Genomic DNA, 16,279 nt, shown 5'->3' with positions numbered 1-16,279 from the left:
TTATTCACATCGTCGTTTTTGGCTTCCTTTTCCGAATTCGACCTGCGGCACCTTCCCGGAATCAGGGGACTTAAATCACCTCCCAATGGCTTAGGGAGGCAGCCGCCCGGGACACGGCCGGCCGGATCGCCGCGATCGAAACGATCGTTCTGTCCCTGGCTGTGTCCCCCTGCGGAAGCCGGAATGCTTCGAAGCCGGCGCTGTCAATATGTCTTATTCGGGTATTTCACCCGCGTTAAACCTTTGGCTGCCGGACCGATCGAACAACTGGCTTTCCCGGCATTTGGCGCCCGTTGACCGGCAATGGTTGCGGGCAGCCGGGGCTGAACTGCGGATTATCGTAACTTGGGCCTTCATTTCGAATCTCCTACGCGGATAATGAAACAACTAATTGCTTCCTTCTTACTATTCATTGCCCTCGCAGTGAGTGGAAACACCTATGCTCAGGATTTCTCCAACAAGGGAAAAGAGTTCTGGATCGCCTACAGCTACCACGTTGGTATGGCGAGCGGCGCCCAGCCGACCATGACCCTCTACCTTACTTCTGATGTCACCACTACCTATACGGTCGAGGCCTACGGCGGAAGCGTTATCGCTACCGGCACTCTTACGGCTGGCGGACAGGGCACGGTCAACATTCCGAGCGCCTACGCCCTGAACAGCGAGGGGCCGTTTTCGAACCACGCCATCCACGTTACGTCGGCGCAACCCATCGTGGTCTACTCCTATATTACCCGCTCGGCAGCCTCGGCGGCCACCCTTTGCCTGCCTACGACCGTATTGGGAAAAGAGTATATCGCCTCCTCGTTCACCCAGGTTTCAAATGAGAATGCCTCGAACTGCTTTATCTCCATCATCGCTGTTGAGGACAATACGGCCGTCGATATCACTTTAACCGGGAATACCGTAAACGGCTGGCTCCGTGGTGAGACCCACCAGGTAACCCTCAACAAGGGGCAGATCTACCAGGTGCTGGGCTTCACCGGTGGCCTGACCGGGCAGGACCTCAGCGGCACCCGGATCAAATCCGTTTCCACGGGCACTTCGGCCTGTAAGCGGATCGCTGTTTTCTCGGGCTCGGGAAAGATCCGCATCCCCAGCTCCAATTGCCAGAATTCCTCCGACAACCTGTACCAGCAGCTCTACCCGACGGGTACCTGGGGCAAGCGCTACCTGACGGTGCCGAGCGAGACCAACGTCAATAACTACTTCCGGGTGTACAGCAAGGACGCCGGCACCAGCCTGCTCGTCAACGGCAGCCCGGTTGCCTTCAATGCCGACGGCTACGCCCAGGTAGGGCCGGTGGGCACGCCGCAGCTTTTTGAAGCCAATGCGCCTATCAGCGTTGCCCAGTATTTCACGACGCAGGGCTGCGATGGCAACGGCGCCCCCTACGACCCGGATATGATCATGCTCAACCCGATCGAGCAGAACATTAATAACGTTACCCTGATCAACTCCAACCTGGCGGCCAACCAGAACCGGCAGCACCATATTCACGTCATTATCAAAAACAGCGGCACGGGCATTTCCTCTTTCCGCTTCGACGGCAACCCGGTTCCGGCATCCTCCTGGACCGTTCACCCCCGCGACGCCAGCTATTCGTACGCCTATCTGACCGACAGCCGGGCGACGGTGGGCGTGAGCCAGGGTTACCATAAGCTGACATCCGACTCGGGCTTTCTCGCACTGGCCTATGGCTATGCCGACGCCGAGAGCTACGGGTACTCGGCCGGTGCCAACGTAAAGGACCTTTACCAGTTTGCCTCGATCCGGAACGACTATGCAACGGTCAACTTCCCGGCTACCTGCCGCAACACGCCTTTCCGGTTTTCGATGACCTTCCCGTTCCAGCCCACGCAGATCGTATGGCAGTTCAATGGTCTCTTTCCGGATGTAACGATTAACAGCCCATCGCCGGACTCGAGCTACCTGATCGGCGGCAAAATGGTGTACCGCTATATGCTGCCGAACACCTACGCCACGGGCAACACCGGTACGTTCCCGATCCTGATCAGGGCCACGGGTGCCACTGCCGACGGCTGCGGCGGCGACCAGGAGATCGCTTTTGACCTCCAGGTGCTCGATCGGCCGCAGGCGGGCTTCACTTTCACATCCACCGGCTGCGTTTCCGACCCCGTACAGTTCACAGATGCCAGCAACGGCCAGGGGCGGCCCTTCAGTACCTACAACTGGACCTTTGGAGCGGGCGCCGGAACTTCAACCCTTCAAAACCCGCTCTACACGTTCCCCTCGGCCGGTTCCTACCAGGTAAAGCACTGGGTGATCACGGATATCGGCTGTATCTCCGATACCCTTCCGCAGACCGTCAACGTGAGCCAGCCGCCGGTCGCCAATTTCGGGGCTGCCGCACCTTACTGTGTGGGCAAAAACGTTACGTTCACCGACACATCGATCGTAAATGGCGGTACGCTCACCAACTGGCAATGGAATTTCGGTGACGGCTCCACGGTCGTCAACGCGGCCACGGGAGCGGCGCAAACGCATAGCTATGCGACGTCCGGCACCTATACGGCCACCCTCCAGGTGACCTCGAGCGGAGGCTGCCGGAGCACGGTATTTCCGCGGACCTTCACCGTGGGCGTGAACCCGGTGGCCGGCTTTACCTTTGGCAACGCCTGCCTGCCCTCCGGCGCGATGACGTTCAGCAATACGTCGACCGTTACCGGCGCCGGCGCGCTGACCTACCAATGGAATTTCGGACCCGCAGGAGCAACGAGCACTGCAACGACGCCGACGTATAATTATTCCTCTACAGGCCCCTTCAACGCCAGCCTCGTGGCTACGACAGTGGATGGATGCACCGATACGGCGCGCCAGGTGATCAACACGGTATATGCGCGACCCACATCGACCTTCAGCCCTTCGGGCACGCCGGTTGCCGGGAAATACTGCCTGAATGCAGCGGTCACGTTCAGCAGCAGCGCCAGCGCTCCCGCCAGCTCCGTGAGCAGCTATCATTGGGATTTCGGCGACAACACAACCGGCAGCAGCCAGGTCGCCTCCAAAACTTATGCGACGGCGGGCACCTATATCGTGAAGCATTGGGTGGAATCGGCAAGCGGCTGTTCGTCGGATACGACGCAGCTGACCATTACGATCGTGCCCCTTCCTACGGCAAGCTTTGTGGTCGGCGCGCACCGCTGCGCGGGTGATTCGATCTCGCTGCTTTCCAATTCGTCGGCTGTTGCTGCAGGTAGCAGCATAACCGGCTACTCCTGGACCGCCAACGCTACCCCGCTTACCGGTCCGCAGGTCGCACAGATGTACCTCGTGCCTGCTTCGGCCGCCAGCCAATCCGTCGTCCTGACCGTTCAAACGGAGGTTGGTTGTGCCGATGATACCACGATCGCGGTGCTCGTGCACCCGAAGCCGGTTCCCGATTTTACCTTACCGAATGTCTGTCTCCCGGCAGGCACGGCAACCTTTGCCAACAACACGACCATCAGCGATGGCACGATCGGCACCGTAAGCTACCTGTGGAGCTTTGGCGATGCGGGCTCGTCTACCCAGGCGGCGCCGACCCACAGCTACAGCAGCACCGGGCCTTTCGATGTGCGCCTCACGGCTACCTCGGCCGACGGTTGCGTGGAAGACACAGTGAAGCAGCTTACTACCGTTTATGCCCAGCCGCAGGCGGTCTTTACGGCCAGCAGCCCCGAGCTCTGCCTCGGAAATGCCTTTACCTTCAGCGATGCGAGCACGGCGCCCGCATCGAGCGTTGCCCAGTGGGACTGGGATTTCGGCGACGGCAATCACTCCTCGCTTCAGAACCCGGTACATACCTACGCCGCCGCTGGCGTTTACCAGGTGCGCCTGACCGTTACATCAGCCGTTGGCTGCGTGTCGGCGCCGACACCGCTTTCGGTAACGGTCAACAGGCTGCCGACCGCCTTATTTACCATCGCATCGCCGATGTGCGCCACGCGCGACATCACATTCACCGATGCGTCGCAGGCCAACTCAGGTGCCCTGCAGTCCTGGAGCTGGGACTTCGGCGATGGCAGCGCAGCGGCAACCGGCCGCGGTCCCCAGGTTCACGTTTACAACACGGTTGGAACCTACGGCGTGAAACTTACCGTTACGACCGATAAGGGTTGCACGGCCAATGTTATCGACAGCGCCCATGTGCACCCGCTGCCGGAGCCGGGCTTTGTGATCCCGCAAAACTGCCTCGCGGATCCTTATTCGCAATTCAACGATACCAGCCGGATCGCGGCACCCGATGCCATCAGCACCTGGAGCTGGAACTTCGGTGACAACGCCTCCAACCCGCCCTCTTCGAACGTTTCGAATTCCCAGAACCCTCGCCACCGCTTTACGGTGCTCGGTCCCTACCAGGTGAACCTCAGCGTAACCAGCAACAACGGCTGCAGGGCGGATACCACCCAGCAGGTTGTGATCGCCGGAACCTCGCCGGTACCCGTACTGACGGTCGTGCAAAACAGCGTGTGCAGCAACGACAGCGTCCGGATCAAGGACAGTTCGTGGGTTGACATCGGGAGCGTCATTCGCATTGATATCTGGTGGGATGCGAGCGACCCGTCGAGCCTGCAAACGGTGCTCAACCCGGTGCGCGCGAGCATTTATTCCCACAAGTACCCGGAGTTTTTCAGCCCGGCATCCCGTCCGCTCAACATCAAGCTCGTGGCGTATTCGGGACAGACCTGCGCCAACGAAATGAGCCAGCCGCTGACCCTCCTGGCAACACCGGATGTGCGCTTCGCTCCCGTGACCGGCATTTGTGAAAACGTACCGCCCTTCACGCTCACGCAAGCCAGCACGGCAAATAACAGCGTCATCAACGGCACGCCGCGGTTTTCGGGAACGGGCGTCAGCGCTTCCGGTCTTTTCAGCCCGGCGGGCGCCGGCACAGGCCTTCACGACATTACCTACACTGTTACCGGTGCCAACGGCTGCGTCAACGATACGTCGATGGCGATCGCGGTGTACAGCGTGCCGACGGTGAGCGCGGGCGCCGATAAATTCGTTCTCGAAGGCGGTGTCGATACGCTCGATGGCACGGGAACCGGCAACAGCATCATTTACGTGTGGACGCCCGCCCGCTGGCTGAGCGACGATTCGATCGCCCGCCCGCTCGTGCGTCCGCAGGGCGACCAGTTGTATACACTGACAGTGACCTCCGCCGATGGATGTACCAACGAGGACGCTGTGTTCGTTACGATGCTGAAGGCACCGGTCATTCCGAACGTATTCACACCGAACGGCGACGGCGTCAACGACCGCTGGGTGATCCAGTACCTCGAAAGCTATCCCGGCGCTACCGTGGATATCTTCAACCGCTACGGCCAACCGGTGTTCAGCTCGGTCAACTACGCGACTCCGTGGGACGGTACGCTCAACGGCAAGCCGCTGCCGACAGGCACCTATTACTACATTATCAACCCGAAGAACGGGCGCAAGCAGATGTCCGGCTTCGTCGACCTTATCCGCTGACAACCATGAAAAAACACATTCTTTCGCTCCTGGGAGCGGGCATGGCCCTGGCTGCGGCGGGGCAGCAGCGCCCGCACTATACCCAGTATATCCTGAACAATTATGTGCTCAACCCGGCACTTACCGGAATTGAGAATTACGGCGACCTGAAATTCAGCATCCGTGACCAGTGGGCCGGCCTCGATGGCGCGCCGCGAACGACCTATGTCACATACCATCAGCCGATCGGCAAGCAGGATTACAAGCCTTCGCCTACGGGCTTCGGGGTGCCCGGCGAAAACCCGCGTGGCGAAAACTACTGGGGCGCCTACGAAGCATCCGCGCCGCACCACGGCATCGGATTCGTCGTCATGAACGACCGCACGGGCAACCTGAATCGCTTTACGGCCGACATTTCGTACGCCTACCATATGGGATTAAGCCCGCGCCTGAACCTGGCGGCCGGCTTCTCCGCGGGTGTGAGCAAAATGGGCTACGACCGCTCCAAGGCGACACCGGCCGTTGCCGGCGACGTGGCGCTGGGCGATGTGAATGTGTACATCAGCAAGTTTCGTCCCGACCTGAACCTGGGCCTGTGGCTTTATGGTGCCGACTTCTTCGTGGGCGCCGCCGCGCAGCAGGTAATTCCGCAGAAATACGTCGTCGCCGACGATGCATCCTTCAACAAGGGGAAGCTTGTGCCGCACCTCTTTGGAACGGCCGGCTACCGGTTCCTCCTGTCCGAAGACGTCAACGCAACGCCGTCGGTGATGGTGAAATACGTGGCCGGCGCGCCCCTGCCGCTGCAATACGACTTCAATGCGAAGCTCCAGTACCGCGACCTGCTCTGGCTGGGTGGCGGCTACCGGCTGAAAGAAGGCTATTCCGGTATGCTCGGTTTCAACGTTGGGAACACATTTAATATCAGCTATTCCTACGATTATACCACAACGGCCATTAACACGGCGAGCCGTGGCACCCACGAGCTCATGGTCGGCTTCCTTCTTGGAAACCGCTACGGCGATACCTGCCCGCGGAATGTGTGGTAATTGAGATAACCGATCTGACCGCTCAATACAATTGGAAAGGCCGCTCGTTCTGAGCGGCCTTTCCAATTGTAACTATTTTACGAGCTGACTTATTAACCAGCCAACTGCTCCGGCTTACAGCTTAACAGAGCCCTTCTTGTCTTTCTTTCCCTTCAGCGCGTCGATCTCGGCGATCTTTTGCTGCAGCTCCTGCCGTACTTTTTTCAGCTCTGATACCGAAACGTCGGGGAGGGGCGTGGCGGCGCTGCGGGCTTCGGCATGGATCTTTTCGAGTTGCGACAGGGCCATGCGGTAGGCGCCCTGCACACTATCGAGGCGGGCCAGCGCGATCTGCTGGTCCATCTGGCTGTTGATCCGGGTAAGGTCAACATCGCCCTGGCTGTAGCCATTCTGGAGGTTCGTCGCGAGACGCTGCCAGTTCAGGGCTTCCACCTGGCTGAGGTATTGGCGGCGGGCCTGCTCGCGTTCTCCGGCGGTCAGACCGTCCGGGATATTTTTCTCGACTTCCGTCCACTGAACTTCCAGGAGCTTACGGGCATTCGAAACTGCGGTTTGTACCTCGCTGCGTTGCTCGTTCGTGAGATTGGCAGCGCTTTCATCAAAGGCTACCGTGCGGAAAGCCGGGTCGGGAGCGGCATCGGCTGTCTCGTCAGCTGCGGGCGGCGGAGGGGCTGTGACCGTGGCTGCTGCCAGGGCGGCGGGGGAGACGGTGCCGGCCGTATTGACAGCATCGCGCATGCTCCGATCCGTTGCGGGTGCTGCCGTCGGCTGCCAGGGAGCGCGGCTCTGATCGAGCTGGAGGAAGGCATAGGGAGCGCCACTTCCGGAGTAGTAAGCGAAACCGCTTGCGGGCTGCCGGCTGGCGATGACCAATGAGTTGAGTGCGAAAAGAAGCATTAGGGCTGCGAAGGCGCCCATCAGGTGCTGTATGTTCAGACGCGGCTTACGCTGGATGCCCACGATCCGCTCAATGCGGTGCAGGAGGTTGTTGCCCTTGGTGGCGCCCATGGCCAGCGCGGCGCTCCGGTGGTTGGTCTTTTCGAGCTCCAGCAGGGCGGAAGCGTAGCCGACCTTGTCGTATTCAAACTGGAGTACGAGCTCGTCGCAGCAGTTTTCGCGTTCGGCTTCGAGGGCGCGGATAAAGAGGCGTACAAAAGGATTGTAATAAAGAGCGACGTTGAGCGCGGTAACAAAGAGATTAACGAGGTAGTCGTAGCGGCGGATATGCGACAGCTCGTGGAGCAGTACGGCTTCCACCTGCGCGGGGCTGAGGCTGTTGAGCGCAGCGATCGGCACCAGGATAACCGGCTTCAGGTAGCCGACCGTTACCGGCGAGGTGACCAGGCTGGAAAGATACACGCGAACGTTCTTTCGGATGCCGATGGGGCCGGCGATGCGGTCGACAAACATCCGCAGCTTCACCGGCGCTTTGGTAAGCCCGTGCCGGCGGATCGCCTGCAGGTAGCGCCAGTTGCGGTATACATTAACAGACGGAACAACGAGCAGGAACAGGTACGCAATCGAAGCGGCAGTGAGTACCGTCGGCAGCACTTGTTCGCCAAAGAGCGGCTCGTTTAAGAAGGAGAAGGTTGTTTGCCCGCTGGAATAGTAGGAGAAGAAGGTCCAGGCGGCCCAGGCGGCACCCGCGGCGAGGCTGTATACCGCCTGCAGGTATTTCTGGTTGCTGTTGGGACGGGCGAAGTGGCTGGCCAGCTGGTACGCGCACCACAACAGCCCCATTTGCCAGAAACTGTTGAGGGTAGCCCAGCCAAGGGCCTGCAAAAAGATCGACTGGCTCCAGGCCATGGTTACTTGGTTTTGAGGTTATTCAGCAATTTCTGAATCTGCTCTAACTCCTCGGGGCTTGCGTTATGCTCGCCCAATGCCTGCAACACTAATTGAGTCGAAGATCCGCCAAAAAGCGAATCGATCATCTTGCCCAGTAAATGTTTCTGGGTTTTTTCCTTGTTCACGGCCGGCTGGTACACATGCGTACGCATCGACTCGTCGCGCTTTACAATACCCTTTTCGTGCATGATCTGCATCAGCTTCAGGGTGGTAGTATAGCCCACTTCCTTGGTCTTGGCGAGTTCCTCGTGCACCTCACGAACCGTTGCAACCCCTTTATTCCAAAGGATTTGCAGGATCTCGAGCTCGCTTTCCGTGGGTTTGATGGATTTGGATGCTGCCATAACTTTCTTGATTTCTGAAACGAATATACGACCTATTTCGTACGAACAGCCCCGTGCTTCTTTTTTTCAGAGATGTTAACACTATTTAACGTTTCGCGGCCGGGCTTGGGAGCGCCATTCAGGGCCCGCAGCTGGCTGGTCGTCAGCGTGCTTCCGTCGGGGCTCCAGCCGGGCGCGCCGAAAAGATACCCGACCCGCTCGCGCCAGCTCGCCGCCCCGAGCACCCGGCGAAAGAGGTCGCCCCAGGTTTTGAGCGCTATCACAAAGGGATTGAACGAGGCGATATTCGTCGTCAGCCCGTAGGTCGGGCGTTCTTCCTCGGGCTGGAAGCTGCCGAAGATACGGTCCCAGATGATCAGGATCCCGCCGTGGTTCTTATCGAGGTACTTGAGGTCGGAGCCGTGGTGCACACGGTGGTGAGAGGGGGTGTTGAACAGGAACTCGATCGGCGCCGGCAGCTTTTTCACGAGCTCCGTATGGATCCAGAACTGGTAGATGAGGCTTACCTGCTGCATCAGCAGGATCCAGATCGGGTGAAAGCCAACAAGCGGCATCCAGGCCCAGAACAGGAACGTGCCCGTGGCGTTGCCCGTCCAGGTCTGCCGCAGTGCCGCCGCGAGGTTGTAGCGCTGCGACGAATGGTGCACCACGTGCGAGGCCCAGAACCAGTTGACGTTATGCGCGGTGCGGTGAAACCAGTAGTAGGAGAAGTCGTCGGCCAGGAAAAGCAGGACCCAGAACCACCACCGGTTTGCCGGCAACTCCAGGATGCGGTAGCGGTAGATAAGGGTGAAGAGCCCGAAAATGAGTGCCTTCGTGGCAAAGCCGGTCACCACGTTGCCGATGCCGAGCGCCAGGCTGCTCCAGGTATCCCGCCGTTCGTAAAGATGACGCTGCTCGCGGGCAGAGAGCCAGGCCTCCAGCGACAGCAGGAGGAGGAAACCGGGAATTGCGTAAAAAAGTAAGGCCGGCGGCATGAGTAAAGTTACAGCCTGGGAACGTAAGACGTAGCGTCGCCATTCAGACTTCCCTTCGCCCTTCACCCTTCCTTGTTCCTTGTTCCTTGTTCTACTGTTCAATAAGGAAACCCCGCTAAAAAGCGGGGTCTTCTCACAAATTAAGCAGTATAGGAAGTTTATCGATAGGTAACCGATGTGGCGGAGGGTTGGGCAACGGTCGTTGTCTGGATAGACCGCTCGGTTGCCGGGTTCGCTGCACGCTCGATGCTTTTTTCTTTATGAACCTCAGCCAGCGTCGGGGCGAGCACGAGGGAAACGATCGACATCAGCTTGATGAGGATGTTCATCGAGGGGCCCGAGGTATCCTTGAAGGGGTCGCCTACGGTGTCGCCGGTTACCGAAGCCTTGTGGGGATCGGAGCCTTTGAAGTACTTCTGGCCGTTGATGTCCACGCCTTTCTCAAAGCTCTTCTTGGCATTGTCCCATGCGCCGCCGGCGTTGTTCTGGAACATACCCATGAGCACACCACTCACTGTAGCGCCGGCCAGGAAGCCGCCGAGTGCCTCGGGGCCCAGCAGGAAGCCGATGATGATCGGGGAAACGATGGCGATGGCGCCGGGAAGCATCATCTTGCGGATCGAAGCCTCGGTGGAGATGGCAACGCACTTGTCGTACTCGGGCTTGCCCTTGCCTTCCATGATGCCTTTGATCTCGCGGAACTGGCGGCGAACTTCCTCCACCATGGCCATGGCGGCCTCACCCACGGCGCGGATGGCCAGCGAGGAGAAGATGAAGGGGATCATGCCGCCGATGAACAGCGACGCGAGCACATCAGCCTTATAGATGTTGATGCCTTCCATGTTGAAGCCGTTGGCGTTCACAACGCCTACGTAGGCGGCGAAAAGGGCCAGGGCGGTGAGGGCGGCGGAAGCGATGGCGAAGCCTTTACCCGTGGCGGCGGTGGTGTTGCCCACAGCGTCGAGGGTGTCGGTCTTTTCGCGTACTTCCTTGGGAAGCTCGCTCATTTCGGCGATACCACCTGCGTTGTCGGCGATGGGACCGAAGGCGTCAATGGCCAGCTGCATAGCGGTGGTGGCCATCATACCGGCAGCGGCGATCGCCACACCGTAGAGACCGGCGAAGTAGTAGGATCCGTAGATACCACCGGCGAGCACGAGGATCGGCAGGAAGGTTGACTCCATACCAACGGCGAGACCGCCGATGACGTTGGTGGCGTGGCCCGTGCCGCTCTGGCGCACGATGCTGAGCACCGGGCGCTTGCCCATGGCGGTGTAGTATTCGGTGATGATGCTCATGAGGGTTCCTACCACGAGACCCACGACGATGGCGTAGAATACGTCCATACGGTCGAAGGTGAAGCCGCGGAGGATCAGGTTACCCTCGGGGAGAATGTACATGCAAAGGAAGTAGGAGGCGATGGCCGTCAGGATGATCGAGCCCCAGTTGCCCATGTTGAGGGCGCGCTGCACCACGGCGGTCGATATCGGCGCGCTCTCGGAGATGCGCACGAAGAAGGTACCGATGATGGAGAAGATGATACCGATGCCCGCGATGAGCATGGGGAGCAGGATGGGGGAGAAGCCGTCGTAGCCGTCGCTCAGGTTGGTGCCGCCGTTGCCGGTCACTTCGTGGCCAAGCACGATGGTGGCAAGAACCGTGGCTACATAAGAGCCGAACAGGTCGGCGCCCATGCCGGCCACGTCGCCCACGTTGTCGCCTACGTTGTCGGCGATGGTGGCGGGGTTGCGCGGATCGTCTTCGGGGATTCCGGCCTCTACTTTACCTACGAGGTCGGCGCCGACGTCGGCAGCCTTTGTATAGATACCGCCACCCACACGGGCGAAGAGGGCGATCGATTCAGCACCGAGCGAGAAGCCCGTGAGCACCTCGATGGCGCGGGTCACCTCGTGGGAGTTGGCCATGGCGCCGGGAGCGAAGGTTTTGAGGAGTACGATGAATACGCCGCCAAGACCGAGTACGGCCAGTCCGGCAACACCCATACCCATTACGGCTCCACCGGTGAAGGACACCTGCAGGGCTTTGGCAAGGGAAGTACGGGCAGCGTGTGCTGTGCGCACGTTTGCTTTAGTGGCGGCGCGCATGCCGATGTAGCCGGCAAGTGCGCTGAAGAAGGCGCCGATGATGAAGGCCACGGCGATCGTCCAGTGCGACTCGGAGTTGCGGCTGCCCATGTAGCCGAGGAGGAGGGCTACGATGGCGCCGAAGTAGGCGAGGAGTTTCCACTCGGCACGCAGGAACGCCATGGCGCCCTCGGCGATGTAGTTACCGATCTCGCGCATGCGGTCGGTGCCGTCGTCCTGCTTCGCTACCCAGGCGAATTTCCAGAATGTGTAAAGCAATCCGATCAGGCCCAGAACGGGCACCAGGTACAGGTACTTGTCGTACGAATTCATGTGCTCTTTTGGTTTTGAAGTTTATACCATGCCTCGCGGCGTTCGTTAAAAAAACGTGAACGGCCCTTTTGGCGGACGGCAAAGATAGGGGAGCGGGGCAATAACGGGGAGTCGAATATCGAATATCGGATAACGAATGGCGAATATCGAAGGCCGGTAGGGAGCGGCCTTGCACGTACACGTTGCCTGCGGCCGGGGCTTCTTTTCGCTAGCTTTGGATGATGCGTTCGTTCCTTATGATCTTCCTGCTGGCACTGGCAGCTTCCTGCGGTAATGAGGCGGAGCGGGGTCCCGGTAAGACAAGTTCCGATCCGGTGCAACCCGCCGGAAGCGCCCTGCCCGCGCCCCCGCCGTCGACGCCGCCACCCGGCGTGGAGATTGAAGGACGCGTCAACCCGTTGCGGCCGCAGCCGGGCGATACCGTACGGAGCCCCCTTGTCGTTTCGGGAAAGGCGCCCGGCACCTGGTACTTCGAAGGACAGTTCGTGCTGAAATTGTACGACAGCGCGCAGCGTCTACTAGCAACAACACCGGCAAAGGCGCAATCCGAGTGGACGACAACGACACTTGTGCCGTTCCGTGGCGAGCTTCGCTGGGAGAAATACCGCGGCAAAGGATTCCTTGTTTTCGAAGCCGACAATCCGTCGGGCGACACGCTGCGCGACCGGCGGGAGCGGTTGCCTTTGTGGCTGCACTAGCCCGGTGTCGCTCTTATGAAATGGGCGTCTTATCAACCGCCCAACGGCTCGGCAAGCCCGATCAGGATGCCCTCAGGACCACGTATATAACAAAGGCGGTAGGCATTTTCGTACTGAACCACCTCGCCAACAAGTGTCGCACCGCGCTGGTACAGCCGCTCCAGCACATCGTCGATATCGCTTACAGCAAACATCACGCGGAGGTAGCCGAGCGCATTGACAGGGGCTTCCCGGTGGTCCGCAACCGTGGGCGGGTCGAGGAAGCGCGAGAGCTCCAGGCGGCTGTGCCCGTCCGGTGTGGCCATCATCGCGATCTCCACGCGCTGGTCGGCCAGCCCGGTGACGCGCCCGGCCCAGGGACCTTCGATCATCGCGCGGCCTTCGAGCTTCAACCCGAGCTCGGTAAAGAATTCGATGGCAGCGTCGAGCGATTCGACGACGATGCCGACATTGTCCATCCGTAGCAGCTTGCTTTTCGACATAGCCTGTTTGTTTCCGTTAGGTATAGCCCAAGTTAACGGTCTTTCGATTCCTGCGCAGCGGATAGATAGGAGGGCGGGACATTGCCGGTCAGCCAGACAGCGTTCGCGGAGCAATAGAATAAATAGCCATCGCGTTGCATGGCCGCGGCATCTACCACCAGCACTACCGGCTTCCCATAGCGGGCCCCGACGGCCCTTGCAGTGGCCCTGTCGGCGGACAGGTGCACCTGTTGCCGTTCGCCCGGGATCAATCCCTGCTCCTGTATCGGGGCGAGGTTGCGCTCCGCGGTACCGTGGTAAAGTATGGCCGGTGGCTCCGTGGGCGACAGTCCAAGATCGACGGCAACGGAATGCCCCTGGCTGGCGCGGATGCGGCTGCCGTCGCCGGAAAAAGCGAAGCGCTGCTTGTCGTTTTGAGCCACGATGGTTTCCAGCTTCTCCCGCGTCAGCGGCATATCGTGGGCGGCGCAGCGCTCCAACAGTTGCTCTACGTCGGCCCAGCCGTTTTCGTCGAGTGTAAGACCGATGGTCCCGGGCTTGTGCCGGAGTACGAGCGACAGGAATTTGCTGATCGTTTTATCGGAAGGTTGCGGCATGGCTCATTAAGTTACGTGCCTGATTATTTCACCAGGTTTGGCGGGAGCCGCATCTCGCCGGCAGTCCAGCCCTTTTTCGCTTGCAGCAACGTCACAAATCGTTGAACGCCGACCAGGTGCTGGTGGATCTTCAGCTTCGAGCCGTCGGTTGTGGTCAGTACGAGGTAGCCGGAAAATGGTTGAAACGTGGCCCGCTGCAACGAATCCCAATCAACGGAGCGCGCAGCTCCGCGTGGATTGCGAACACGAATTACCTGGTCGTCGAACTGCAGGAAGTGATTCCGGTACAGGAGAAAGGAGTGCACACCGAGACCGCCAAACAGCAGGAGCATCAGGAGGATCAGCACAAGCATGGTCAGGTCCGGCTCGTCTGCAATGGGTGGAACTACCGCAAAGACAAAAGCGATTACGATACCGACCAGGCCGACATAGTGATAGAGCTTATTCATCCGCAGCAGGTATTTCCCGTCATCGCCGGGTTCTGGCTGTTTGGCGGAGGTCTTGTTCAGGTAGTGCAGCGATGCGGAAACAGCGACGCCTACTATTACATAGAAGATAAACTTTTCGATCATACGGGCTGGTTACCGCGGCATGAAGCACGGCCGAAGGTTCGCAAATATCACGATGAAGAAGGAAACCGATCACGGCGCCTTGAAAATCCGTTGCGGAACTAGCAACAGGACAAGATGGCTAGGCCATCCGCTCACTTATCGGGTCAGTTCAGGAGGCATGCCGCTCGCTCAGTACCGGTTCCGCATATTCAATGGTTCCTGCGGCTTCGAGTTCTTCGAGGCGCTTCTTCACCGGCGAATAGTCCACGTCTGCAGGAACTTCCAGCACGAAGTACCGGTCGTTCAGTCCTTCTGAGGGGCAGCCCAGCTCCATCAGCTCCCCGCGCAAGGGAGCCGTGTCAAAAGGCTCCTGCATCAGCACCACCTGCACGATCGAGTTGCCGGAGCGCTCCCGGACTTCGCGGAAGGTCAGCATCTGCTCCTCTTCGACGTACTCGGCAAAGAAAATGTCGTCCGTTGCGATCGGAGGACCGTAAAAAGGAATGGAGTCAAGGCGGTATAGTCCTGCCGCCTCGTCAACAGGTATTGCCCACATGGTCTCGACGACCACCTGGTCGAGGATGTCGCTCTCATAACGGATTAGTACTTTGACGTGCTGTTCTTCTGGCATGTGGGAAACGGTTCTCGATGATGCACTGTTGGCGGTGAATGAAAGTACAACCATTCGGCGTGATGGCGAGATAGAGCGCAACATCCGCTACTAACTTCTGTGTCACAGATCAAGCCCGTGCCGAATGCACCTGAACCGTGGGTCACAGCCGGTGATGATACAACCACCCAAATATATCTTTCCAGCTTTGGCCCATTTTAGTTCCCATTCGTCGGGTAACCCATAAATCACTTTGACTATTTTATCAGACGGATCAATAGGACATTTCGGCTTCTTTCTCCCAGTGTAAATAAACCGGCATGCCTCGGGAAATCTGATGATCAAACTATCCGGGTTGACAGAACTGATACTTACGTTGTAATGAGACACGATCTTCATTTGCCGCTCCAGCCGTACTATATACTGCCCGACCGGAATATTAAGCATCCGAAATCGCCCCAAGGTGTCCGTTAACACGCTTTGCAAACGGGAACTGTCCGATCGGAGCAGGTAGACTTCCTGCGGGAAATACCTGATATCACCGGTGGTATCAATTATCCTTCCGGTGACTGTCGCAAGCTGGCAGTTTGCTGCAATTGCTAGTGGAAGAAAAAGAATGACCAGGAGGATTCTCATTAGTGGGCGTTTAATTACCAGTGGTTTGTAGTTGTAACCAAGATAATGTTTTTGCTATCAACCGGCATTGTGGAAAGCCGTTACCCGGCACAGTCGGAATCGCGGCAACCTAATAGCTAATGTATCCATATTGTCTACGCAAGACAAACTTCGCCTGTCCTGATTGCCAAAATGACTCGTCTACTTTTGGAAGCTCTTTCGCCACAAATACTCGATCGCTAGTCCGTCGCATCGGCCGATTTTGGCCTGCTGAGCGGGGCTTTTTCGTAATCGTTGCGGGGCTGTGCCGGCAACTGATGATGCGGCATCGGGACACTGCCGGCCGCTGCCGGTTTATGTGGCGGATGGGAGAGTAATGTACTGCCCCGTCAGGGGCAGCATGTTTTTGGCCCCGGGTGCAACCCGGGGTCTTCGGGATGATCGGGATCAAAGCGCCCCCAGGGGCGCCGCTGCGTAGAACGTGTCGACGGCGCCCCTGCGGGGCGCATGGGTCCATTGCCTGCAGGTTACCCCGGACTGCGTCCGGGGCCAGTTATACGTTGCCCCTGCGGGGCAAGGGAATGATGAAAGCCTGCCGGGATTTGCTCCGGTGCGAATCATAAACGGACTGCGTC

The 16,279-nt window shown here is 59.0% G+C and carries 11 protein-coding genes; 3 read left to right on the top strand and 8 right to left on the bottom strand.

The window, feature by feature from the left end; genetic code table 11:
- Positions 1–378 precede the first annotated feature (378 nt).
- Both ACYU7Z_RS04845 and ACYU7Z_RS04840 read left to right on the top strand, forming a co-directional pair.
- On the top strand, positions 379–5,478 hold the full coding sequence (locus tag ACYU7Z_RS04845; RefSeq protein WP_460567940.1) for a PKD domain-containing protein: 5,100 nt from the start codon (positions 379–381) through the stop codon (positions 5,476–5,478).
- A 5-nt stretch (positions 5,479–5,483) separates the two neighbouring features.
- Positions 5,484–6,506, top strand: coding sequence for a PorP/SprF family type IX secretion system membrane protein (locus ACYU7Z_RS04840; RefSeq protein ID WP_460567938.1), 1,023 nt, complete (start codon positions 5,484–5,486; stop codon positions 6,504–6,506).
- Between the two features lie 114 nt (positions 6,507–6,620).
- Here the strand turns inward: ACYU7Z_RS04840 and ACYU7Z_RS04835 are convergent, their stop codons facing one another.
- From ACYU7Z_RS04835 to ACYU7Z_RS04820, 4 genes are all read right to left on the bottom strand, one after another.
- The gene (locus ACYU7Z_RS04835; protein ID WP_460567936.1) at positions 6,621–8,312 is read right to left on the bottom strand and encodes a M56 family metallopeptidase; all 1,692 of its coding nucleotides are present in this window, start codon (positions 8,310–8,312) and stop codon (positions 6,621–6,623) included.
- A gap of 2 nt (positions 8,313–8,314) precedes the next feature.
- Positions 8,315–8,698: a BlaI/MecI/CopY family transcriptional regulator gene (locus ACYU7Z_RS04830; protein WP_460567934.1), complete on the bottom strand. Its 384-nt coding sequence runs from the start codon at positions 8,696–8,698 to the stop codon at positions 8,315–8,317.
- A gap of 32 nt (positions 8,699–8,730) precedes the next feature.
- Complete coding sequence (locus ACYU7Z_RS04825; protein WP_460567932.1) at positions 8,731–9,675, bottom strand: sterol desaturase family protein; 945 nt, start codon at positions 9,673–9,675, stop codon at positions 8,731–8,733.
- A gap of 158 nt (positions 9,676–9,833) precedes the next feature.
- The gene (locus ACYU7Z_RS04820; RefSeq protein ID WP_460567930.1) at positions 9,834–12,092 is read right to left on the bottom strand and encodes a proton/sodium-translocating pyrophosphatase; all 2,259 of its coding nucleotides are present in this window, start codon (positions 12,090–12,092) and stop codon (positions 9,834–9,836) included.
- A gap of 221 nt (positions 12,093–12,313) precedes the next feature.
- On the opposite strand from ACYU7Z_RS04820, the gene ACYU7Z_RS04815 reads away from it, so the two are divergent.
- Positions 12,314–12,790 (top strand): Gmad2 immunoglobulin-like domain-containing protein, encoded by a 477-nt coding sequence (locus ACYU7Z_RS04815; protein WP_460567928.1) that lies wholly within the window; start codon positions 12,314–12,316, stop codon positions 12,788–12,790.
- A gap of 32 nt (positions 12,791–12,822) precedes the next feature.
- On the opposite strand, the gene ACYU7Z_RS04810 is transcribed toward ACYU7Z_RS04815, so the two are convergent.
- The 4 genes from ACYU7Z_RS04810 to ACYU7Z_RS04795 form a co-directional block, all read right to left on the bottom strand.
- Complete coding sequence (locus ACYU7Z_RS04810) at positions 12,823–13,272, bottom strand: VOC family protein (RefSeq protein ID WP_460567926.1); 450 nt, start codon at positions 13,270–13,272, stop codon at positions 12,823–12,825.
- Between the two features lie 32 nt (positions 13,273–13,304).
- A complete protein-coding gene (locus tag ACYU7Z_RS04805; RefSeq protein WP_460567924.1) occupies positions 13,305–13,868 on the bottom strand; it encodes an RNA 2'-phosphotransferase in 564 nt (187 codons plus the stop codon).
- A gap of 23 nt (positions 13,869–13,891) precedes the next feature.
- Entirely contained in the window at positions 13,892–14,440 is a 549-nt protein-coding gene (locus ACYU7Z_RS04800; RefSeq protein WP_460567922.1) for a hypothetical protein, read from the bottom strand.
- A 148-nt stretch (positions 14,441–14,588) separates the two neighbouring features.
- Positions 14,589–15,050, bottom strand: coding sequence for a DUF4265 domain-containing protein (locus ACYU7Z_RS04795; RefSeq protein WP_460567919.1), 462 nt, complete (start codon positions 15,048–15,050; stop codon positions 14,589–14,591).
- Between the last annotated feature and the right edge of the window lie 1,229 nt (positions 15,051–16,279).

Source organism: Flaviaestuariibacter terrae, from assembly GCF_054777635.1.
This window is presented reverse-complemented; position numbering and strand designations above follow the sequence as displayed.